The following is a 24,178-nucleotide window of genomic DNA, read 5'->3' on the forward strand; positions in this document are numbered from 1 at the left end:
TTCAACCCCGTTGCGGACGGTTGGCGGCGCGCGCGATGCGGCCGTGGATCGCGGCCGAAACGGCAAGCTCGATGCTTTGGCGTTCCTCCTCTATGCGGCCGTCCAGCCAGGCCGAGACGAAATAGGCGACAAGCGCGATCGACAGCCCGGCGGCGGTCGTCGTCAGCGCGGTCCAGATGCCGCCGGCCAACAGCCGCGGATCCGAGCTTTGCTGACTAAGCGCCAGATTGCCAAAGGCGTCGATCATCCCGATCACCGTGCCCAGAAGGCCCAGCATCGGCGCCATCTGTACCACCGCTTCAAGCAGACGCATCCGCGAACCCATCTGCACCAGCTCGGCCAGCGCGACCTGACGGCCCAGCTCTTCGCCATAGGCGGGTTCGTTGGGGCGCGCGCGCAGGCCGGACATGACCGCGCCCAGCACCCGCGACAGGACGGTCTTGCCCTCGCCGGCCTTGCGCTGCGCCTCGTCGGGGCGGCCGTTCAGCCAGTCGTCAAGAATGACTTCGCCCAGCTTGTGATGGCCGACGCCCAGGCGGCGGAACTGCATCAGCTTGAAGATCACGACGGTCAGCGTCAGCACCGACAGACCCGCAAGGGCGGCAAAGACGACCCAGGTCGTTACAGGCAGATCCCAGCGCATCACAGACCGAAATCTATATCCGTGCGGGTCTGCGTGGCCAGACCGGCAAGGCATTGGCCGCGCAGGTCGGCGCCGTCATCGGCGCTGCAATCGGCCACGTCATTGACCACGATGCGACCGATATCGGCGCATTTGCGGCCGGGCAGCTGGAACAGCGCCACTTTGGTCTTGCCCGGGATCAGGCCGCCGAAATCCAGAATCGGCAGCGATTGCACCGCGCCCTGCTTGTCAAAGATCGCGACCTGCCATGCGGCGCGCTTGATCCCCTGATCCAGCCGGTTGGTGGTCACGACCGTCAGCTGGCAGCCGCCATCCTCGGTATCGGTGGCGCCGTTCAGTTCCAGCATGACCGTGCCCGCGGGCGCGGCATCCTGGGCCAGCGCGGGCAGGGCGGGGGTCAGGGACAGAATGGCAAGCAACATTCCGAAATTGCGCAGCATGGCGTTCCTTCCAGAGAAATGGTTAACGGACTTGGGACAAAGGGCGGTGCCGGACCCTGTTCCGGGGGTGCGGACATCTTGCGACCGGCAGGGCGCGACGTGATGCGCCTTGCGAGGTTGCGGATGGCGGCAGGATCGGTTTCATTTGGATGAACTCTCCTTTGCCTTAGGGCTTTAACACGGCTGGAAGCGTTGCTCAATCGGGGGTCTGTCAACCTGACGTTGAATTTACTCGGCCGTGCTCTGCTGGTCGCGCTGGGGGTGCTGATGCCCGGTCTTGCCGCGTCCGGCGCCGCGCGGGCCGAGCTGCGGCTGTGCAATCAGTCGTTCGAGGTGCTGAATGTGGCGGTCGCCGTCCCCGAAAGCGCCGAGGGGTTTTCCACGCGCGGATGGTGGCGGGTGGCACCGAACCAATGTGCAACACTCTGGCGCGAGGTCCTGCAATCACGCTATTATTATATCTTTGCATCGGATGTTTTCGGTAATGAAGTTCTGGCAGGATCGATTCCGATGTGCGTTGCGCCGCGGCGGTTCGAAATCTCTGGCCAGCAGGATTGCCTGCTGCGGGGCTATCTGGATGCCCGCTTTGCCGAGATCGACACCGAAGAGCAGGCAAGCTGGACCGTGTTCGTGACGCCAAGACCGAACTGAGCAAGGAAAGATGGGCAAGACAGTCAGCATAGCCGCGATATCGCCCATGGTGCCGGCCCTTGTGCTGGGCCTGTTGGGCACGATGTCCGCCAAGGCACAGGATGCGGGCGGCGGGCTGGTGATTTCGGCATTGCCTTCGGACACGGTGATCGGCGTATCCGAACCCGCGACGCTGCGCGCTGTGACGCCGGTCGCGGCCACCGCCGATCCCCGCGCCCATAGCCTGCCCGACGATATTCGCCGGCGCGCGGATCAACCCCAGCCTTCGATCATCGTGGGCGATCTGGCGATTTTGGCGGCGATCGGCCCGCGCGGCCCGTTGGGCCTGCCCTTTCCCGCGCGTGAGGCCATTCGCCAGCGTGACGCGGCCCTGTTCGACCGGCTTCTGGGGCGCGGGGTCTTTGATCCCGACACTGACCGCATGGCCGAGGCGATCCAGACCGAGTTGCAGCGCATGGAATGCTATTCCGGCGGCATTGACGGGCGCTGGGGGTCGGGTTCGTCCCGCGCCGTCGAGCGCTGGCAAGAGGCGTCAAAGCAAAAGGCCGGGACGGATGCGGGCGCCGATCTGTTCCGCGCCATCGCCCAAAGCGGCGATATGCGTTGCGCGGCCGTGGCGCCGCCGCAACCGGCCGTCGCCACGCGCAACAATGATGCACAGCCGCGCCGGGCCAACGCGAATAGCAATGCCGGCCGTGGCAATCGCGGCAACGCCGGGGCCGCGCCGCCCCGCGTGGTCGAGCAAAAGCCCGCGCCCGCCGCACAGCAACAACAGACCGATCGCCGGATCAATCCCGCACTGCTTGGGGCGGGGATGTACCGTTAACGGATGACCCAGGTCGATCCGCGTTTTCGCCAGATGGGCAAGGGGGCGTTGCGCCGACGGCGGCGCGGGCGCGCCCTGCGCGGCGGTATCGGGCTGGTGGCGGTGGTCTTGCTGGGGGTTTTGGGCTGGTCGCGTCTTGGCCCCGGGATCCTTGGGCGTTCGGGCGATGACGGCGGCGAAGCCATGGTGCAGGTCGCGGATCAGTTCGACATCGCGCCGGTTGTGCGCGCAGATACCTTTACCGACATTCCCGGCGATCCGCTGATCATTCCGCCCCCGGACGATGACGGCCAGCCGCGCGAGGAACGGCTGATCCCCGCGCCGGCGGTGTTCGCCACCTCGAACCGGGTGGCGACGCCGGCCGTCCAGCTTGCGGTGCTGGACAGCCGGCTGGTGCCGCAGGATCGCCAGCTGGTCGCCGCGCTGCCCTCGACGCGCGAGGAATTCGCCCTGTTTCAGGCCGAGCGCAGCCGCGACATGCAGCAGACGGGGCTGCCCCTGTCGCCGGATCCGGGCGGCGATTCCGATGGGACCGCGCCGCGCCCTGCCTCGGGGATCGCCTTTCTGCGTCCGCCCGCCACGCGCGCACCGCTGTGGCGCGAGCTGATCCTCGAGACGGCGCGCGGCGCCGGGGTCGAGGCGCTTTTGGCTGAAAACGGGTTCGACCCGGATCAGGCCCAGCGGCTTGCGGCCCGGATCGGCGATCAGATGGCGATTGAGGCCGAGTTGCCGGCCGGATCGGTGCTGGCGCTGCGCTATCGCCCGCGCGGCGCCCTGCGCGAGGTGATTCAGCTGACGCTTTATGAACCGCGCGGCTATGTCGGTTCGCTGGCCATGTCGGCGGCCGGGCAATTGGTGCCCGCCGCCGATGCCTGGGCCGATCAGTCGCTGTTGCAGGGCGTGATCGGGCGCGGGCCCGCCGTGGCACAGGGTCAGCAACGGCTGCTGGACGTGATCTATTCGGCGGCGCTGCGCAACGATGTGCCGCCCGAAATCACCGGCGCGGCGCTGGCCCTCATGTCCCAGGTCTATGATCTGGACGGCTATGCCGATGCCGAGGACCGGTTGACGCTGATCTATGCGGCGCAGGATGCGGGCGATCCCGGCGCGCTGTTGTTCGTGGGCGTCAACGGGCCTTCGGGCGACAAGCGCTGTTATGTCGTGCCCGCGACCAAGGCGGGCGCCGAGGGCGGCTTTGAATGCTATGCGCCCGGCGCGCGGGTCCAGCTGCGCGCAGCGGGGCAGGTGGCGCTGGTGCCCCCGGTCGGGGGCGTGCTGTCACAGCGTTTCGTGCCGCCGGGCAAGGATGCCGCCACAGCCACGGCACAGGGTCAGCGCGGGCAGGTGGTCTGGACGGCGCCGCAAGGCAGTCTGGTGCTGGCGACAGCGGCCGGTCAGGTCACCCGCGCCGGCGACGGTCAGGTCGAGGTCACGCATGAAGACGGCCTTGTCAGCCGCTATTCGGGTCTGGCCGCGCTGGCCCCGGCGGTGGTCGAGGGCGCGCGGCTGGCCCGTGGCGCGGCGCTGGGTCAGGTCGGAACGCCCCCCGGGCGCAGCGAGCCGGGTCTGGCCTTCATGCTGTTGGAAAACGGCCAGCCGGTCGATCCGATACCCTATTTCGGCACCGGGACCGAGGTTCTGGCCTCGGATTCCATCGAATCGCTGATCGGCCATATCATCCGCGTCGAAAGCGGCGGCAATGCCACGGCGCGCAATCCGCGCTCGACCGCGACGGGGTTGGGCCAGTTCATCGAAAGCACATGGCTGCGGATGATGCGCAGCTATCGCCCGGATCTGGTGGCGAGCATGTCGTCGCCGGAATTGCTGGCGCTGCGGCTGGATCCCGGCCTGTCGCGGCAGATGGTCCGCCACCTGGCCCAGGAAAACGAGGCTTATCTGCGCGCGCGGGGCCATTCGATTTCGGCGGGCCGGCTGTATCTGGCGCATTTTCTGGGGCCGGCGGGGGCCGATCTGGCGCTGCGATCCGATCCGGCGCAATCGGTGCAGGCGGTGATGGGCGCGGGCGTGGTGGGCGCCAACCCGTTCCTGCGCGGCTGGTCGATCGGCGATCTGCAAAACTGGGCCGAGCGTAAAATGACCGGCGGGGGCGCCGCCGTGCCGGCCATCGCCGTGGTCCCCGAAATTCCCACCTCGCCCGAATTGCGCGCCTTCATGGCCGAAATCGACCGCCTGCGTCCGGCCCGACAGGGTTAAACAAAGTTAACCCATGGTAAACTGGTGCGGGAATGCCCGTTAACCAATGATTCTTGCGCCGTTAGGGCAATCTGCCCTTGAATTGCTGGCGATGGGCAAAGTAACCCTGAGCAATAAAATTTTACATATCGCGACGCACCTGCCTCCTTTCTGAAAGAAGACACCTGCCGATGTTTACGATTGACCAGAATCCGATACGTCTGTTTTTCCGTTCCCGCTTGTTGCTGACCACGGCGCTGATTTCGGTCGCATCGCTGAACTGCCTGCCCGGTCAGGCGGTGGCGCAGGTCTATCTTGACAACGTCAATCCGGGCGACGGCGTTATCGAAACCGAAAGCACCGGTTTTTTCGATACCCTGCGGCAAAGTGATGCCGTCTGGACCGATGCCGACGGTCTGAACGCAAGTGCTTTGGCAACGGACCAGACCGGCATCCTGACGGCCGAGGATGTCGATACGCCGATCTCCTTGCAGATCCACAACTCTGGCCTGACCATGGGCGGATTGCAGGTCGACAGCGGTCACTACAGCTTTAGCGGGGGGGATCTGTCGGCGGGGCTGGATACGTTGACATTCTATGTCGCCGGGAACGCGGATCCCGCCCAGCCTGATGCACAGCTCAACATCGACTCCGACATCAATGCGGCGGGCAGCACCATCCGCATCGAGAACGATCTCGATGGCGACGGTACGGCCGAGAGCGTGGGACAGGTCAACCTTTCCGGCGATACGACGGCCGATCTGATCGACAATGGCGGTTTCCTGCGCCTGCTGTCCGGCAGCAGGACGACCGCCAATGTGACCAACCGCAGCGGTGCCGAACTCGGGATCGGCGGCAGGTTGACCGGCAACCTGACGAATGACGGTCTTGCACAGCTCAGCAGCACCTTGGACGGGTCGCTGACCAACCAGGGCCGGTTCCAGACCTCGGGCAACGCGACCATTACCGGCGCGGCGATCAATACCGACAACCCGGATGGCGCGCCCCGCAGCCGGATCAACGTCCTGGATGGCCATGCCCTGACCATCGAGAACGGCGGCGCGGCGGGCAACGCATTGGACAATGGCGGGATCACGACCATTGCCGGCAGGCTGAATGCCGCGACCGTTCGGAACCGGGCGGATTCCGATATCATTCTGGACGATGGCCAGCTTGATGGCGATGTGACGAATGAAGGCACCGTCCGGGGCAGCGGCTCGATCACCGGCACGGTGATCAACCGCGGTCTGGTTCAGACCAATGGCGATACCGCCAACCCCTCGCAGCTGTATATCGAGACCCTGACGAATAACGGCACGCTGACGATCAGCGGCGACGACACGCTGCGCTCGGCCGGGGCGGTTCGCAGCGAAGGCACGGTGGCGGCGCCCGCCACGGTGAACATTGATGGGACGTTGAATGCGGGCTTGTTCAACGGCAATAACTCGACGCTGAACATGCAATCCGGCGATGCCACGATCACCAACAACCTGACCAATGTCGGGACGGCGAATATCCGTGGCACGATCGGCGGCGTTCTGACCAATCAGGGCGCGGTCCTGACCAATGGCAACACAATCGTGCAGCGGCTGGACAACGCCGCCACCGGCACGACGACGGTGCGCACCGGGCATGAGGTGACCACGACCAGCACGACCCAGAACCTGGGACAGCTGAACGTCAATGGCACCCTGCGCGGCAATGTGAGCAACCAGGTCAGCGGCACCGACCCCACCGTCTTTGGCACCATTGCGCTCAATAGTGGCGGCGTGATCACCGGCAATGTGACCAATGCCGGACGGCTGAATGCAGGCGGCACGATCCGCGGAAGCGTCGACAACAGCGGCACCCTGAACGTCATCGATGCGGCCGAGCTGGGCGATCTGGACAACTCGGGCAGCGTCGTCGTCGAATCCGGCGAGACACTGACCACCAATGGCGACATCTCGAACACCGGCAGCATCGATCTTGCCGGGGCGTTGAATATCAACGACGGCGATTCGCGGCTGGTCAACAGCGGCACCGGCAATCTGACGCTGAGCGGTGCCGCGATCACGGGCGATGTGCTGAACCAGGGCTCGATCGACGTGAATTCGGATTCCTCGATCAATGGCAGCCTGAACAACCAGAACGATATCACGCTGAATTCAACCGGCGGCGCCAATGTCACGCTTTCGGTCAGCGATGTGTTCACCAATTCGGGCACGGTTGATGGTACCGGCACCGGCGCGCTGACCATCGCGGCGGGCGAATATGTCAATGCTGGCGGCGAATCCAACAACGTCAGGATTGTCGGCAATATCCGCAACGAAGCGGTGATGAACTATACCGAGGATCGGGTGCTGGAAGGCAACCTGATCAACACCACCACCGGCGATTTCTTCGTTTCGGCCAATGTCGGGCTGGATGGCAACGACCTCTTGAACCAGGGCGATGTCGTGGTGCGCGTCGACACCGATTCCGTCGGCAACCTGAACGATATCGACCTGCTCACGAACGAAGGCGATTTCCGCATCACCGGGACCACCTCGGTTTCCGCCAATAGCGTGATCAACCAGGGCAGCGGCGTTCTGACGGTGAACGGCACGCTGAATTCCGGCTCGGTGGTGCAAAACAGCGCCCAGATCAGCATCGGCGGCGCCGGCACCCTGAACGGCGGTCTGAACAATAGCGGTCAGACCACGCTTGCGGGCGGGACCGTGAACGGCACCCTGACCAATGCCAGCGGCGGCGTCCTGACCGGCAATGGCCGGATCGTCGGCGCGCTGAACAATACGGGCATGGCGACCCTTGGCGGCACGGTCACCGGGGCGGTGAACAATTCCGGCACGCTGACCTCGTCGGGGACGCTGACCGTCGGGTCGCTGATCAATGACGAGGTGCTGCGTGTCGCCAGCGGGTCGACCCTTACCTCGGGCACGGCGGTGCGCAACAATGACCGCGCCACCATCGCCGGCACGCTGGACGCCGCGCTCAACAACTATGGCAGCACGACGCTTTCCGGCGGCTCGGTCACCGGCGCGATGACCAATTTCAGCGATGCGATTCTGGCGGGCACCGGCACGCTGGCATCTCTGGACAACCGCGGCACGGCCAGTTTTGGCGGCACCGTGACGGGCGCGGTGACCAATACCGGCACGCTGACCTCGTCGGGGGCGCTGTCGGTGGGGTCGCTGGTCAATGACGAGGTGCTGGAGGTTTCGGCGGGATCCACCCTGACCTCGGGCACGGCGGTTCAGAACAATGACCGCGCCACGATCACCGGCACGCTGAACACGGCGCTGAACAATGCCGGCACCACCACGCTTGACGGCGGGTCGGTGACCGGGATGCTGACCAATTCCGCCGGCGCAACGCTGAACGGCCGGGGCCGTCTGAGCGCGCTGAACAATATCGGCACGGCGACCATCGGCGGCACCGTGACGGGCGCGGTGACCAATACCGGCATGCTGACCTCGTCGGGGACGCTGTCGGTGGGATCGCTGGTCAATGATCAGCTGTTGCATGTCGCCAGCGGATCCACGCTGAGCTCGGCGACGGCGGTTCAGAACAATGACCGCGCGATGATCACCGGCACGCTGGACGCGGCGCTCAACAATGCCGGCACCACCATGCTGGCGGGCGGGTCGGTCACCGGCGTGCTGACCAATGCCACCAATGCCACGCTGAACGGGACCGGCACCCTGGCCCGGCTGAACAATAACGGCACCGCGACCATTGGCGGCACCGTGACGGGCCTGACCAATGAAGGTGTGCTGATCAGCGCTGGCACTCTGAATGTCGGCACGCTGACCAATAATGAAATCGTGCGCGTCGCGACCGGCTCGGCGATGAACATCACCGGCAGCCTGAACAACACCGACCGGCTTGTCGTCGGCGGCCAGCTGAGCGGCGCGGTGGTGAACAGCGGTTCCACCCTGCTCAATGGCGGGACGATCACCGGCACCCTGTCCAACACCGGCACGGTATCGGGTTCGGGCACGGTTCAGGGCCAGCTGACCAATGGCGGCACCGTCGATGTCACCGGCAATATGGCCATTCAGCGCCTGATCAACAACGAGCTGCTTCAGATCGCCCAGGGCGGTACGCTGCAATCCTCGGGCGGGGTCGAAAACAATGACCGGATCACGCTGGCCGGCACGCTGACCGGGGCGCTGCTCAACAATGCCACCGGCGAGGTCGCGCTGAACGGCGGCACGGTCCGGGGCAATGTCCAGAACCTTGGCGAGGTGACCGGGAACGGCATCGTCGCCGGCACGCTGCGCAACCGTGGCAATGCGACCATCGGCGGCCAGATCACCAATCTTGTCAACCTGACGGGCGGCACGCTGAACGTGGCCGGCAATCTGACCACCGATACATTTTCGAATGCCGGCACCGCCACGATTGCGGCGAACAACCAGCTGACGGTGCTGGATGTCGCGCTGAATCAAGAGGGCGCGACAGAGATCACGCTGGACGCGGCCGACAACCTGCAAGGCGGCACGCTGACCGTTGACGGCACGCTGAACGGCGTGTTGCGCAATGCCGGCACGCTTCTGGGTGCGGGGGTCATCACCGGCGAGGTGGTGAACACCGCCTCGGGGGACACGGATTGGCGCGGCCGGATCGGCGGCAATTTCACCAATGCCGGGCAGGCCGATCTGGCCGGTTCCGTTGCCGGGAATGTCGTCAATGGCGATGGCGGCACGCTGATCGCCAGGGGGAATCTGGCGGTCGGGGGGCTGACCACGAACGAGGCCGGCGGCATCATGCGCGTGGCCTCGGGCGCCACGATGCGGGCGTCGGGGCTGGTGCTGAACGAATCCGGGGCGACGCTCAGCCTGCTGGGCACGCTGTCGGGCAATGTCGAGAACCGCGGCAGCATGGTTCAGACCGGGGTGCTGAACGGCGTTCTGACCACCTCGGGCCGCGCCGATCTGGGCGGGACCATCAATGGCGGGCTGATCTATCGCGGCGGCGCGCTGGTGACGCGCGAGGATCTCAATATCGCGGGCGATTTTCTGTTGCGCTCGAATTATGGGATCGCCGCCGGGGACAGCGTCGCCGCTACCCGCACCATCGTGGACACCGGTGTGACGCTGGGCCTGCGCGGTGAACTGGACGGGGCGCTGGTCAATAGCGGCACCGTCAATGTGGTCGGGACCCAGGCCACGGTGACCGGCACGCTGACCAATAACAGCGTGGTCGATCTCAGCAGCCGCGGTGCAAGCGACACCTATAACGACGTGCTGACCGTTGGCGGGCTGGCCGGCAGCGGCGAATACCGGCTGGATATCGACACCGCGAACATGACCGCCGACCGCATCGTCATCGACGGCGGCGCGGCCACCGGCGCCTATACGCTTGAGCTGAATTTCCGTGACGAATCCTATGTCCCCTCGCTGGGCAACCGGCTGACGCTGATCGATGCGGATGATAATTTCCGCGATCAGAACACCTTTACCGTCACCCATAGCGACCTGCCGTCGCTTTCCGAACGGATCGTCTATTCGGTCGATCAGTTCGAGACCGGCGGCGACGTGGTTCTGGTCAGCCAGACGAACCCCGCCATCGGCGCGCTGTTTGGCAACGTTGCGCTGACCCAGTCGCTGATCGGGTCGGTCATCAACCGACCGACCAGCCCCTTTGTGACGGCGCTTGTCTATGAGGATGACGAAAAGCCCTGTGGCATCGGCAGCTGGGGCCGGGTCATCGGCGGTCACGCCAAGGCGACCGGTTCGACCAATAACGGCGTCAGCAATGTCGAAAGCGAAATCACCGCCGATTACTATGGTATGCAGGTCGGCACCGATCTGGCCTGTTTCGACGACCGTTTCGCCGGTTGGGACATGGCGTTCGGCGTGCTGGGCGGCATCAACCGGGGTGACACCAACCAGCCGGTCTATGCCATCGACCCGAACAATTCGCAGAACCTGTCCGGGACGCTGACCAGCTTTACCTCGACCGAATTCGAACAGCGTTATGCCGGCGTCTATGTCACCGCCAGCAAGGGCGCGTTGCAGGCCGACCTGCAATATCGTGTCGAGCGCACCGATTTTACCATCGAGAACACGCCCGTCGGCAACAATCGGGGCCTTGGTCTGGACAAGACCGATTTCTCGAGCGACGCGCAGACGCTCAGCGGCTCGCTCAGCTATGGGTTCCCGGTGGGCAAAGGCGGCTGGGCCGTGGTGCCGACCATCGGCTTTGCCTGGTCCAAGATGTCGACCGATTCCCTTCCCTTCAGCGACGGCTATCGCGTCACCTTCGAGGACAGCACCCGCAAGATCGGCTTTGTCGGCGCGACCCTTGCCAAGACCTTTGTGCAACAGGCCGACAATTCGGTGCTTTACGCCTTTGCCACCGGCACCTGGTACAAGGATTTCGCCGATCCGACGATCTCGATCTTTGACCACGACACCGATGACAGCTTTGTCGCGCAGGAACTGGAATCCGAGAACCTGGGCGCCTATGGCGAAATCAGCGTCGGCGCGAACTGGATCAAGGTTCTAGGACCCAAATCGCGCGGCCGTCAGCTTAGCGCCGGTGCGCGGGTCGATGCGCGCTTTGGCGACAATCTGGACAGCGTCGGCGTCTCGGGTCAGCTGCGCTGGCAATTCTGACTGGCTTCCCGGTGGGGGCGCCGTTACTGTGGCGCCGTCACCGGGCCGGTCTTGCACCCGGCGCTGCGGCACATTGCAATGAAGTAATTTGGGGTGCAGCGACGCATGTCCTGGTTCAGTAAGGTCGCCTGGAAGGAAGGGCTTTTCCTTCAACCACAACATTTGCAACAGGCGGATCGCTATCACGAACATCTGGTCAGCGCCCGCACCCGGCTGATCACCCCCTATCCCTGGGGCGTGGGTGAGCTGACGCTGGACCGCGATCAGGCACAGCAGGGCACGATCGCCCTGCGCGCGGTGTCGGGGATCATGCCCGACAGCACGCCCTTTGACGCGCCGGGCACCGGCCCGCTGCCGCTGCCGGTTCAGGTGCCGGATGATGCGGCCGGGCAATTCGTCTGGCTGACCCTGCCCGACAGCTCGCCCAATATGCGCGATGCCTCGCCCTATGAGGACGAGAACGCGACGACCCGCTGGGGCGTGATGACCGAAACCGTCAGCGACAGCGCATCTTCGGCCCGCATCGAGCAGGTTCTGGAACTTGCGGTGCCGCGTCTGGAACTGGCGGTGCGCAAGACGCCGCGCCCGGGCTATCAGAACCTGCGCCTTGCCCGTATTTCCGAGGTGCGCGACGGCGTGGTGACGCTGGACGAGACCTTTCCGCCGCCGGCGCTGGTCATCGGCGCGCATCCCCAGATCCTGGGCTATCTGACCCGCGTCATCGGCTGGATCGAGGCGCGGCTGGAAAGCCTTGCGCGCTATGCGACCGACCCCTCGGCCGGGGGCGGATTGCAGGCCAGCGACTATCTGATGCTGATGTCGCTGAACCGCCAGATCGGCGTCCTGCGGCATCTGTCGCGCACGCTCGCCATCCATCCCGAAACGCTTTACCGCGAATTGGTGGCGCTGGCCGGTGAGCTGACGACATTCGACAGCGGCAACCGGCATGCGCCGGAATATCCCGCCTATGACCACGAAAACCCCAAGGACAGCTTTGGCGAGATCGTGGCCGATATCCAGCGCCTGTTATCGCGCGATGTGGGCCGGGCGATCCGGCTGCCGCTGCGGCAGGTGCGCCAGAACTCGTATCTGGCCGAGGTCGCGGATCGCAACCTGTTCCGCGAGGCAGCCTTCATCATCGAGGTGGAAAGCGCCAAGCCCCTGACCCAGGTGCAAAGCCAGTTCCCGGAACTGTGCAAGGTCGGTCCCAACACCCGCATGTCAGAGATCGTCAACAACAACCTGCCCGGCATCGGTTTGCAGCATCTGCCGAACCCGCCGCGCCAGATCCGGGTCCTGTCCTCGAACGTCTATTTCCGGCTGGAACGCAATTCGCCGCTATGGCGCGAATTCTCGACGGCGCCGGCCATCGGCATGCATTTCGCCGGTGACTGGCCGCATCTGAAACTGGAACTGTGGGCAGTGCCCGAGAGGTCCTGATGGCAGGCAAGGGCGACGACAACGACAAGACGGTTTTCGGCGGTCCGGTGCCGGCGGGTGGCGGGGGCCGGCGCGGCACCACCGACATCTGGTCGCGCCCGCAGGGTCAGCACGGGACCGAGGACGGGCGCACGGTGATCGGCCGTCCCGCCGCGCCACCCCGACCGGGCGGCGGCGCAGCTTATGGCGATCAGCACACGGCATCGCCCTTTGGCCAGCCGCCGCAGGGGGGCGATGGCTCGACCTGGATCGGCGAGCCGGCGCGTCCCGGCCAAGGTTACGGCCAGCAACCACAGGGGTATGGCCAACAGCCCGGTTCCGGCGGCGGTTACGGTCAGGCGCCGTCCGGGTCGCCCTGGCCGGGCTATGCCGATCCGTCGCAGATCGGGCGCGCCGCCGGGCCGGATCAGCGCGGCTTTTTCCCCGACATCGCCGGACAGCAACAGCCGCAGATGGTGGCCCATGCGCCGCGCATCCCCCTGTCCGAGGCATTGCGGGTGCGCGATCTGGGCGCGGCCTCGTCCTCGAACCCGCTTTTCGCGGCGGCCGCACCGCTTCTGATCCTGCTGGGGCGGTTGCGCACCGGGCTGGTCGAATTGCAGGTCGCCCCGCTGATGGAACATGTGACCCGCGAAATCGACCGTTTCGAACGCAATGCGCTGGCCTCGGGCGTGAACCCGCATGAGGCGCTGGTGGCGAAATACGCGCTGTCGGGCACGGCGGACGATATCGTCCAGAACCTGCCGGGCAGCGATCGCGGCAACTGGCAGCAATATTCCATGGTCGCGCGGTTCTTTCACAAGCGCGATTCCGGCGTCGGCTTTTTCCAGGAGGCGGAAAAGGCCCTGCACGCGCCGGCCCAGAATTACAACCTGCTGGAACTGATGCTGGTTTGCCTGTCCTTGGGCTTTGAAGGTCAGTTCCGCACCATGCCCAATGGCGCGGCAGAGCTGTCGCGCATCCGCAGCGCCATCTATGAAAGCCTGCGCCGCGTCCATCCGCGCCCGGATGAGGACGTTTCGGTCATGTGGCAACCGGTCGTGCAGGGCAAGGGGCGACGCTTTGCCGCGATCCCGGTGCCGGCGGTGGCGGGGGTTGCGGCGCTGGCGCTGGTGGGGCTTTTCGCCACGCTGCTGACCCTGATCAACCGCGATGGCGCCGTCGCCGCCGAAGAACTGCGCGCCGTCGCGATCAGCGCCCCGCCGATCCAGATCGACCGCACCACTCAGGCGCCCTATGTCGCGGAAATTCCCCAGCTGGACCGCATTCGCGCCGCCTTTGGCGATGAAATCGCCGCCGGCAGCATCTCGGTTGACGCCAAGGGCGATTACATCGCCATCCGCGTCGGCGACCTGCAACTGTTCGATACCGGCTCGGTCGAGGTCAAGCCGGGCTTTGCCCAGCTGGCGGCCCGCATCGCACAGGTGCTGAACCCCGAAGGCGGCCCGATCCTGATCGAGGGGTATACCGACAATGTGCCGCTGTCCGGGCGCGGCCGGTTCAAGGACAACTACCAGCTGTCCAAGGCCCGTTCCGATGCCCTGTCCGAGGTGCTGAAACCGCTGCTCAACGATCCTGCCCGCGTGACCACCGAAGGCCGCGGCGAGGATGATCCCGTCGGCGACAACGCCACCCCCGAAGGCCGTGCCGCCAATCGCCGCGTCGAAATCATGCTGGCGCGCGAAGGCACCTATGAGGCCCCGATCGCCTTCGTCCCGGAGACCACGAATTGAGACTGCTCGGCTTTTACATCCCGACCCCGCGCTGGAGCAAACACGGCTGGTGGCGCTGGACCGTCACCCTGCTGGGCATTGCCGCGCTTTGTGCGGCGGTCTGGCTGGCGGGGCCGATGACGGGATGGGGGCCGTTGGTCGGGGTGTTCTGGCGGCTGGTGCTGATCGGGCTGATCCTTGGCACCTTTCTGACCATCCTCATTCTGCGCTGGCGCAGGCGTGTCCGCGCCGCCCGCGAAATCGAGGCGGCGATGATCCCGGTCGAGCCCGAGGGCGACGGCAAGGTTCTGGCCGAAAAGATGACCGAGGCGCTGGCGGTTCTGAAGAAATCCGGCGGCGCGGCCTCGCTTTACGATCTGCCGTGGTATGTCATCATCGGGCCGCCCGGCGCGGGCAAGACCACGGCGCTGGCCAATTCCGGGCTGGAATTTCCGCTGGCGCAGAAACAGGCGATCAGCGGCTTTGGCGGCACCCGGAATATGGATTTCTGGTTTGCCGAGGATGCGGTGCTGATCGACACCGCCGGCCGCTATACCACGCAGGACAGCGACAAATCCGCCGACAAGGCCAGCTGGGACGCCTTTCTCGACCTGTTGAAGCGCACGCGGCCGAACCGGCCGATCAACGGTGTCATCCTGTCCTTTTCCATCGAGGACATGATGCGGGACGATGCGGCGACGCTGCAAGCCCATGCCGAAACCGTGCGCGTCCGTCTTGCCGAACTGCACGAACAGCTAAAGATCGATTTCCCGGTCTATGTGATGTTCACCAAGGCCGACCTGATCGCCGGCTTCCGGGAATATTTCGCATCCTTCAGCCTGAACCGGCGCAAGCTCGTCTGGGGCGTGACCTTCCAGACCCCGGACCGCAAGGCGATCACCCATGAGGCGGTGCCGCAGGAATTCGACCGCCTCGTGTCGCGGCTTTCCGATGAAATCATCGACCGCCTGAGCGAGGAACCCGACGGCGTCGCCCGCATCGCCATTTTCGGCCTGCCGGGGCAGATGGCGCTTTTGAAAGACAATGTGGGCGCCTTTCTGCGCCGGGTCTTTGAACCCACGCGCTATAAGACCAACGCCATTCTGCGCGGGTTCTATTTCACCTCGGGCACGCAAGAAGGGACGCCCATCGACCAGGTGCTGGGCGCCATCAACGAGCCGGGCGCGGGCGGTTTCGCCGCCGGTTTCATGTCCGGGCGTGGCAAGAGCTTTTTCATCCACGATCTTTTGCGTGGTGTGGTCTTTCCCGAACAGGGATGGGTTTCGCATGACCGCAAGGCGGTGCGCCGGGCCTTTGTGCTGCGCACCGTGGCGCTGTCGGCCATCGCGCTTTTGACGCTGGGCGGGGCCAGCGCCATCGCCGTCAGCTATTGGAAAAACCTGCAACTGGTCCGCACCGCCGAGGCCGATACCGAGGCCTGGCGCCGCGACGCCGCCGAGGAACTGTCGCGCGACGTCATCGACGATCCCGGTCTTGCGCCGGTGCTGCCGCTTTTGAACGACATCGCCAATATGCCCGCCGGCTATGGCGACAGCGAGGAACCCAGCCTGTGGGAAGGTTTTGGCCTGAGCCAGCGCGACCGCCTGAACAAGGTCGCGACCGACACCTATGCCGGGGCGCTGGAACGGATGATGCGGCCGCGGCTGATCCTGGATCTGGAACGCCGCATGCCCGAAATCATCGCCTCGGGCGAGATGACCGAGATCTATCGCGCGCTGAAGGTCTATCTGCTCTTGGGCAAACAGGGCGAAACCACGGATGACGACGCGATCAAGTCCTGGTTCGCGCAAAGCTGGCGCGGCGAGTTTCAGGGCCTGACCGGGCTGAACCAGATCGATCAGCTCAAGCTGCATCTGGACGCGATGCTGAAACTGGACGACCGCCGCGAAATGCTGGTGACGCTGGACCAGACCACGGTCGACCGCGCCCGCGCCGCCATCGCGCAATTGCCGCTGGACGAACAGGCCTATGCCATCATCAAGGACGGCGCGCTGGCCGTGGGACTGGACGACTGGAATCTGGTCGCGGCGGCGGGCGGCGGTGCGGCGCAACAGGTCTTTGCGACCCGCGACGGCACCGATCTGGCGGCGCTGACGGTGCCGGGCCTTTACACCTATGAAGGGTTTTGGGGCTATTTCTATGACCAGCTCGCGGTTGTCGGCGACGAATTGCGCCGCGATCAATGGGTGCTGGGCGATTTCGCCAATTCCGACGAGATCGAGGGCCGGCTGGCGCGGCTGGATCGCGACCTTCTGGAACGTTACCGCGCCGATTTCATCGCCGCATGGAACGGGGTGCTGGACAATGTCACGCTGTCTTCGATGGTGGCGGACAAGCCGCGCTATGCGGCGCTGAGCATGGCGGCCTCGGCCTCGGGATCGCCGATCCTGAATCTGGTCAATGCGGTGGATCAGCAGACCCAGCTGCCGCGCGAATACGAACAGTTCGACGGCGTTGAGCCGGGCGCCGAGGGCACGCAGCAGCCGGGACAGGCGGCCGGTGGCGGCGGCATGGCCGGGTCGATCATGGAACAGATCCAGTCGCGCATCACCTCGCGGTCGAGCGGCGTGCAGCGGATCGTGCTTGAGGCGGCGCAGAGAAACGGCAAGGGCGCGGTCCGCGCCGGCGGCGCGGCTGGCGGCAATGACGACAGCGCCGCAGGCGGCGTCACCGCCCCCATCGAGGCCATCGCGAAAGCCTTTGAAAACTGGCATCTGCTGGCCGAGGGCGAGCCGGGCCAGCGTCCCGTCGACACGCTTTTGGGCAATCTGGGGCAGGTGCTCAAGAACCTGCAACTGGCCGAGCATAATCCCGATCAGGCGGCGGCGGCGCTGCCCACGCTCTTGAACACGCTGACGCAGTATAATTCCCAACTGCCGGCGCCTTTGGCGCAGATGGTCACCAAGGCGGAAAGCGATTTCCGCTCGGGGGCGTCGGATGCCTCGATCGAGGCGATGAACCGGGCGCTGACCGATCGCATCACCTTCATGTGCCGCGATACGATCAAGGGGTCCTATCCGTTCGGCCCCCCCTCGCGCAGCCTGTCCATCGACAATTTCGCCCGCTTCTTTGGTCCGGGCGGTGAAATGGACCGCTATTTCACCGAATATCTGGAACCTTACGTCGAACGCACGACCGAGGGGCTGACATGGCGCGCGGACAAGGAAATCACCTCGCGGCTTTCGACCAGCGCCCTGCGCCAGTTCGAGCGCGCCGAACGCATCCGCCGCGCGTTCTTTGCCGGGGGCGGCACCAGCCCGGCGGTGGAAATCACCGTGCAACAGGTCGACGCGCATCCGACCGTCCGCTCTGCGGTGCTGGTGATCAACGACACCCGCATCGAAACCTCAAGCGGCACCGCCCCGCGCACCCTGATCTGGCCGGGCGAGGGCAAATCCACCGGCCTGCAACTGATCCCGCCGCTGGAACGGCAATCCTCGGTCGGGTTCACCGGCAGTTCCTGGACCTTCATGGAACTTCTGGATGCCGCCAGCTTCAAACAGCAGCGCGGCGACGTTCTGCGCGCGACCTTCATGCTGGGCGGGCGCAATATCACCTATGATTTCACCATCAACGCGATTTCAAACCCCTTCACCATGCCCGAGATCAAGGATTTCGAATGTCCGCAGAGCATCGACTAGAGGATGCGGCGGGGCTTTATGGCAAGCATCCCGCCTTTGGCGATTTCATCGCGGCCGGTCTGGGCGAGGGCTGGCGTGGTCTGGCCGATTGGGCCGAGACCAGCCTTGGCGCCTGGCGCGAGGCGGCGGGACCGGACTGGCAGTCGCGGTTCGACGCGGCGCCGGCGCTGTGCTTCTGGATCGGGCCGGCGCTGACCGGGCAACAGGCGCTGCGCGGGGCGTGGATGCCGTCGCGCGACCGCACGGGGCGGCGTTTCCCCCTGGTCGTGGCACAGGCGGGCGGGCCGCCCCCGGTGCTGGACGCGGCGCAGGATTTCTATCGCGCGGCGCTGGTGGCGCTGACCCGGCTTTTGGGAACGCAAAGCTTTGATCCGCGCGAAACCGCACAGGATTTGCAACTGCCCCCCGCGCCGGGCGGCGCGCCGGGCTGGCCGACATTCTGGGCCGGCAATCCCGAATTGCCGGTGCAGGATCTGATCGCGCAGCTTGCGGCGGCCGATCACGCCCATGCGACGGCGGGGCGCAGCTATTGGTGGTTTTCCGGCCCCGGCGGCCGTCCCTCGGGCCTGTTGGCCTGTCAGGGATGGCCCGGGACCGATGAGCTGAGCTGGCTGATCGCGGGTGGACAGGTCGAGGGGAACGAGGAATGAGCCAGTTGGCAAAGACATTCGCATATGATTTCGCCGCGCTGACCGATCGCGGCCGCGTGCGTCCGCAAAACGAGGACAGCGTTGCCGCCTTTCCCGAATTCGGCGTCTGGGCCGTGGCCGATGGCATGGGCGGGCACGAGGCGGGCGACGTCGCCAGCCGCATCATCACCGAGGAACTGGCCTCGCTTGGCGTGCCGATCAGCGCCCAGGATCAACGCGCCCGGGTTCAGGAACGGCTGGACCGCGCGCATCAACGCATCATGGCGCATTCGCGCGAAAGCGGGCTTGGCGGCGCGGGCTCGACGGTGGCGGCGCTTTTGCTGCATGGCGGCGAGCTGGCCTGTATCTGGGCGGGGGACAGCCGTATCTATCTGGTCCGCGAAGGCGGGCTGACCCAGCTGACCCGGGATCACAGCGAGGTGGCGATGATGGTCGCCTCGGGCGCCATGACCGAGGATCAGGCCCGGACCGCGCCGCGCCGCAATGTCATCACCCGCGCCATCGGCATCGGACAGGTGGCCACCCCCGAGGTCGCAAGCGGCGTGATCAAGGACGGCGACCGCTTTATCCTGTGTTCCGACGGGTTGACCGAACATCTGGAGGATCGCGAAATCGGCAATTTCGCCAACCGCTCGCTCAGCGCGCAGGACACCGCCGCGGCGCTGATTTCCGAGACGCTGATGCGGGGCGCGCGCGACAATGTCAGCGTGGTCGTGGTCGATTGCACCGCCATTCCCCAATCCGACGAAGACGGTGACTGATCATGGCCGAGCAGCCCGACGATCCGGAAGGCATCGCCGAGCGCACGGTGATCGCCCAGCCGCCTGCATCGGCTGATCGCACCATCGTCGAAACCAAGGCCCCCATCGCCAAGGCGCCGGATGCGCCCGATGGCCCGCGACTGGTCGAGCCGGGGACCCTGATCAACAACAATTACCGGATCCTGTCGCTGGTCAATGCCGGCGGCATGGGCGAGGTCTATCGCGCGGAAAACGTCTTCACTGGCGATCCGGTGGCGGTCAAGGTGATCCTGCCCGGTCTGGCCAATGACGAATCGGTGCTGGACCTGTTCCGGCGCGAGGCGCGCGTGCTGGTGCAACTGCGCGACGAAGCCATCGTGCGATACCACAATTTCGTTCTTGATCAGGGGCTTGGCCGCTATTGTCTGATCATGGAATATGTCGATGGCCGGCATCTGGGCAAGCGTCTGAAAGAGGACGGCCCCCTGCCGGAACCCGAGGTTGTCGCGTTGATTCGCCGGATCGGCGCGGGGTTGCATCATGCCCATGCCAGCGGCGTCACCCATCGCGACCTGTCGCCGGACAATGTGATCCTGCGCGATGACCGCATCGACGAGGCGGTGCTGATTGATTTCGGCATTGCCCGCTCGACCGAGCTGGGCGACGGGCTGGCGGGGCGCTTTGCCGGCAAATTCAAATATATCGCGCCCGAACAGCTGGGCCATGCCGGGGGCGAGATCGGGCCGCGCACGGATATTTACGGCATGGCCTTGCTGGTGGCGGCCCTGCTGCGCGGCACCCCGCTTGAGATGGGCGATTCCGTCGTCGCGGCCTCGGCGGCGCGGCAGGCGATCCCCGATCTGGGCGGCATTTCGCACCGGCTCTTTCCGCTGTTGCAGCATATGCTGGAACCCGATCCCGCCAACCGCCCGCTGGATATGGGGGTTGTGCTGCGGATGCTGGACGATCCTTCGATGATCCCGGCGCATTATCGTTTTCCGCTCTGGATTGATCGCGACGAACCCGAGGCCCCGGCCCCAGAGGAAGACGGCTCGACCAGCCCCTTTGCCGCCTATGTCGCGCCGCCCGCGCCCGAACCCGCGCCCGTGCCGCCCGCGCGGCGCAGTCCGGTGATGCTTGCGCTTGCCGGGGCGGGGGTGCTTGCGCTGGCGGGCTTGGGTGGCTGGCTTGCGCTGCGCCCCGGCGAGGCACCGGTGCCGGTGCCGGATCCGGTCCCGACAGCGCCGGCGGAACTGGCCGCGCGCGACAGCTCGACCCGCGAGGGGTTTCTGGCCGCGCAGCCCTTGCCCGACTGCACCATGGCCGATCGGATCGGCACCGGGCCGAATGCCGGCATGATCGCCCTGATTTCGTCCCGGGACGATGTCGACACCGCCGCATTGGCCCAGGCCTATGAACAGGCTTTTGGCACCCGGCCCAGCATCCTGGCCCAGCCGGTGGCGCCGGCCCAATGTGCCGCGGTCGATTTCCTGCGCGCGGTGTCCGGGCGTCCGGCACCGGCGCCGGATCTGATGCTGGATACGCGAGCCACCGATGACGGGCTGCAAATGCAGGGTTCGGTCGGCATTGCCCCCGACCGCAGCCTGTGGCTTTTTCTGGTCGCCCCTGGGGGCGAGGTTTATGATCTGACCGCCCGCCTTTCCGCGCCCGAGGCCGGCCGGCGGGCCTTTGGTTTTGCGCTGTCGAACGGCACCGCAACGGCCGCGGCCGCGCCCTATCTGCTGGTCGCGCTGAGCAGCGGCTTGCCCCTGACACAGGTTGCCGCCGCGCCTTCGGGGGTGCCGGGGGGCGATATTCTGCCCGCCGTGCTCGACGAATTGCGGCAGGCCGGCGATGCCCCCGCCGTCGCATTCCGCGTGGTCGAGCCCACGCCCGAATAGAATCGCACCGTATTAACCAATGACAAGGTGCCGGGCGCGGCATGATGCTGTTGGTGACGTGGCGTGGGATGAGACCCGCGAAGACGGTTTTGGGGCTTGACTGCCGTGTCTGATAGGCCATTCGTGTCTAAATGGACCACATTGCGTGAAATATTGGCTGGCAGGCTTTTGGTCCTTAAATTAACCATGTTATCCATTCTTTCGTTGTGCCTGTATTTTATCATTTCCCGGAGCGTACATGAGTCCGTCCTACAGCCAGGTTGAGCGTCTTGGCCGTTTGACCACCGTGCTGGGCGATGACGTGCTGGTTTTGCTGCGCTTTGACGGCTCGGACCACATGAACGAGCTTTTCGAATATCGCGTCGAGGCGTTGGCCGAACGTGGCGATATCGACTTTAACGCCTTGATGGGAACCCATGCCTCGGTCACGGTCGAGGGCGTCGTCGGGCCGCGCCATTTCGATGGCATCGTGACCCAGGTGCGATGGGCCGGCGCGGGCGAGAACGGGCACCGCTATGACCTGGTCCTGCGGCCCTGGTGCTGGCTTGCCAGCCGCCGCCGCAATCAGCGCATCTTTCACAATCAAAGCGTGGTCGAGATTCTGCGCACGCTGTTTGCGGAATATGCGCCCCTTGGCGATCCCGCGCTTGAGCTGAAACTGTCCGAAGATTACGCGCCGCTCGAATATACCGTGCAATACCGCGAATCCGATCTGGACTTTGCCCGCCGCCAGATGGAGCGCGCCGGCATCAGCTTTCACTTTCGCCACGCGCCGGGCAGCCACACCATGGTGCTGACCGACGATGTGCTGGCCCATGACAGCATCGGCGAGCGGCCCTATAAATCCTATGACGGCCATCATCAGGCCGAGGGCGAACATTTCTGGGACTGGGCGCCCGAACGCAATCTGACCACCGGCGCGATCCGGTTGACGGATTACAATTTCCAGACCCCCACCGCCGCGATGGAGGTCGACCGGCTGGGCGATGCGACCCATGCGCAGGGCGCCATCGAAAGCTTTGACTATCCGGGGGATTATGCCGATCAGGGGCGCGGCAAGGCCGTCGCCGGGCTGCGCACCCGCCAGGAACGCGGCGGGGATCAGCGCAATCGCGCGGTGGGCGACTGTCTGTCGCTTGGCGCGGGCGCGCTGGTGGTGCTGGGCGGCGATCCGGTTCCGGGGACTGGCGGGCGCTATCTTTGCCTGTCGGCCAGCCATCATTTCCAGTCCGAAGCCTATGGTTCGGGCGGGGATACGGGCGGCGGCTATGCCTTTTCGGGCGCCTATGTGCTGATGCCGGACAGCGCGCCGATGGCGCCACCGCGCCGCACGGCGGTGCCGGTGGTGCATGGCCCGCAAACCGCCATGGTCGTCGGCGACGGCGAAATCGATTGCGACGAATATGGCCGCATCCTTGTCCGGTTCCACTGGGATCTTGAGGGCGCCTATTCCATGCGCTGCCGGGTCAGCCAGAACTGGGCCGGCGGCGGCTGGGGCGGCGTGGTCATCCCGCGCATCGGCATGGAGGTCGTGGTCGAATTTCTGGACGGCAATCCCGACAAGCCGCTGGTCACCGGCTGCGTCTTCAACGGCCAGAACGACGCCCCCTATCCCTTGCCCGACAGCAAGACCAAGGCGGTCTGGCGTTCGAACACGCATCAGGGTCAGGGCTTCAACGAAATCAGCTTTGAGGATCAGGCCGGGCGCGAGATGGTCTATCTGCATGCGCAGCGCGACCACAATACCGATATCGGCCATGACGAGACGCATAGCATCGCCCATGACCGGTCCAAGACCGTGGGCAACAATCAGACCGAGACCATCGGCGCCAACAAGACCATCACCGTCGGCACCGATCACACCGAAAGCATCGGCGCCAACATGACGCTGAGCGTGGGCGGCAACCAGACCGAGGCGATCTCGGGGGATATGAATCTTGCGGTTTCGGGGGCGCAGACGCGCAATATCACCGGCACCGACGCCACCACCGTATCCGAGGGCGATCAGACCGTCACCGTGACCCGCGGCAAGCAAGAGGTTCAGGTTCTTGCGGCGGGGCAATACACCACCGTCAACAACGACATCGTCACCGTCTCGCGCGCCGGCGGCGTGCGGGTCAAGGCCGCCACCTGCGTCGTGCTTGAGGCGCCCAGCATCATGCTGCGGGCCAGCGATACCAACTATATCCTGGTGACCCAGGGACAGGTCGTCATCGAGGGCGCCGAGACCTTTATCAACCCGCGCGAAGCCGCGCCCGAGCTGTAAAGCAAGCTGCCATGTCCACCTGCCAAACCGAAAGTTTCTCACTGACCGTGCCCGACAGCTGGGCGGATCGCAGCATGATCACCTGGGTCGCGCCGGCCGCACCGGGCTATAAGGTGCTGCCCAATCTATTGTGTTCGCGCGGCGAATTGCAGTCGGGCGAGACGCTGGACGGCTTTGTGAACCGCCAGCTCAAGGAACTGATGGGGCAGGTCAAGAATTTCGACCTGATCAGCCGGCTGAATGTCGAATTCGGCGGCAGGCCGGCGGTCGAGCTGATCTTTGCGATGAAGCCGCAATCGGTGACGCTGAAGCAGCGCCAGCTGTTCTTTCAGGTCGATCCGGCGCGGCCTTTGGTGAACACCGTCGTGGCCACCGCCGCCCGGGAAAATTACGACGAGCTGGCCCCGGTCTTTGAAGGCATCATCCAATCCGTGACCTGGAATAACTGA

14 protein-coding genes are annotated in these 24,178 nt (G+C 65.4%); 12 read left to right on the top strand and 2 right to left on the bottom strand.

What is annotated here, in order from left to right; translation table 11 throughout:
* Position 1: 1 nt before the first annotated feature.
* Positions 2–643 carry a MotA/TolQ/ExbB proton channel family protein gene (locus ACFOMH_RS16880; RefSeq protein ID WP_374427596.1) on the bottom strand — a complete coding sequence of 214 codons (642 nt, stop codon included), beginning with the start codon at positions 641–643 and terminating at the stop codon, positions 2–4.
* Positions 643–1,083: a hypothetical protein gene (locus ACFOMH_RS16885; protein WP_377745954.1), complete on the bottom strand. Its 441-nt coding sequence runs from the start codon at positions 1,081–1,083 to the stop codon at positions 643–645. Before ACFOMH_RS16885 ends, ACFOMH_RS16880 begins: the two co-directional genes overlap by 1 nt.
* 192 nt (positions 1,084–1,275) lie before the next feature.
* Between ACFOMH_RS16885 and ACFOMH_RS16890 the strand changes: the two genes are divergently transcribed.
* The 12 genes from ACFOMH_RS16890 (at position 1,276) to ACFOMH_RS16945 (ending at position 24,178) form a co-directional block, all read left to right on the top strand.
* Positions 1,276–1,734 (top strand): DUF1036 domain-containing protein, encoded by a 459-nt coding sequence (locus ACFOMH_RS16890; RefSeq protein ID WP_377745956.1) that lies wholly within the window; start codon positions 1,276–1,278, stop codon positions 1,732–1,734.
* A 10-nt stretch (positions 1,735–1,744) separates the two neighbouring features.
* Positions 1,745–2,560 (top strand): peptidoglycan-binding domain-containing protein, encoded by an 816-nt coding sequence (locus tag ACFOMH_RS16895; protein WP_377745958.1) that lies wholly within the window; start codon positions 1,745–1,747, stop codon positions 2,558–2,560.
* Between the two features lie 3 nt (positions 2,561–2,563).
* Positions 2,564–4,774, top strand: coding sequence for a peptidoglycan DD-metalloendopeptidase family protein (locus tag ACFOMH_RS16900; protein ID WP_377745960.1), 2,211 nt, complete (start codon positions 2,564–2,566; stop codon positions 4,772–4,774).
* A gap of 218 nt (positions 4,775–4,992) precedes the next feature.
* Positions 4,993–11,358 carry a hypothetical protein gene (locus tag ACFOMH_RS16905; protein WP_377745962.1) on the top strand — a complete coding sequence of 2,122 codons (6,366 nt, stop codon included), beginning with the start codon at positions 4,993–4,995 and terminating at the stop codon, positions 11,356–11,358.
* 105 nt (positions 11,359–11,463) lie between these two features.
* The gene (gene tssK / locus ACFOMH_RS16910) at positions 11,464–12,798 is read left to right on the top strand and encodes a type VI secretion system baseplate subunit TssK (protein ID WP_377745964.1); all 1,335 of its coding nucleotides are present in this window, start codon (positions 11,464–11,466) and stop codon (positions 12,796–12,798) included.
* Positions 12,798–14,531, top strand: a complete 1,734-nt coding sequence (icmH, locus tag ACFOMH_RS16915) for a type IVB secretion system protein IcmH/DotU (protein WP_377745965.1) — start codon at positions 12,798–12,800, stop codon at positions 14,529–14,531. Before tssK ends, icmH begins: the two co-directional genes overlap by 1 nt.
* Entirely contained in the window at positions 14,528–18,172 is a 3,645-nt protein-coding gene (tssM, locus tag ACFOMH_RS16920; RefSeq protein WP_377745967.1) for a type VI secretion system membrane subunit TssM, read from the top strand. The genes icmH and tssM overlap by 4 nt, the downstream gene beginning before the upstream one ends.
* Positions 18,151–18,822 (top strand): type VI secretion system-associated protein TagF, encoded by a 672-nt coding sequence (gene tagF, locus ACFOMH_RS16925; RefSeq protein ID WP_377745969.1) that lies wholly within the window; start codon positions 18,151–18,153, stop codon positions 18,820–18,822. The genes tssM and tagF overlap by 22 nt, the downstream gene beginning before the upstream one ends.
* Entirely contained in the window at positions 18,819–19,583 is a 765-nt protein-coding gene (locus ACFOMH_RS16930; protein WP_377745970.1) for a PP2C family protein-serine/threonine phosphatase, read from the top strand. Before tagF ends, ACFOMH_RS16930 begins: the two co-directional genes overlap by 4 nt.
* Positions 19,584–19,585: 2 nt before the next feature.
* On the top strand, positions 19,586–21,463 hold the full coding sequence (locus ACFOMH_RS16935; RefSeq protein ID WP_377745971.1) for a serine/threonine-protein kinase: 1,878 nt from the start codon (positions 19,586–19,588) through the stop codon (positions 21,461–21,463).
* Positions 21,464–21,701: 238 nt separating this feature from the next.
* Entirely contained in the window at positions 21,702–23,729 is a 2,028-nt protein-coding gene (locus tag ACFOMH_RS16940; protein ID WP_374427570.1) for a type VI secretion system Vgr family protein, read from the top strand.
* An 11-nt stretch (positions 23,730–23,740) separates the two neighbouring features.
* Complete coding sequence (locus ACFOMH_RS16945) at positions 23,741–24,178, top strand: DcrB-related protein (protein WP_374427568.1); 438 nt, start codon at positions 23,741–23,743, stop codon at positions 24,176–24,178.

Origin of the sequence: Paracoccus mangrovi, assembly GCF_042648425.1 — a bacterium.
Lineage (GTDB): Bacteria > Pseudomonadota > Alphaproteobacteria > Rhodobacterales > Rhodobacteraceae > Paracoccus > Paracoccus mangrovi.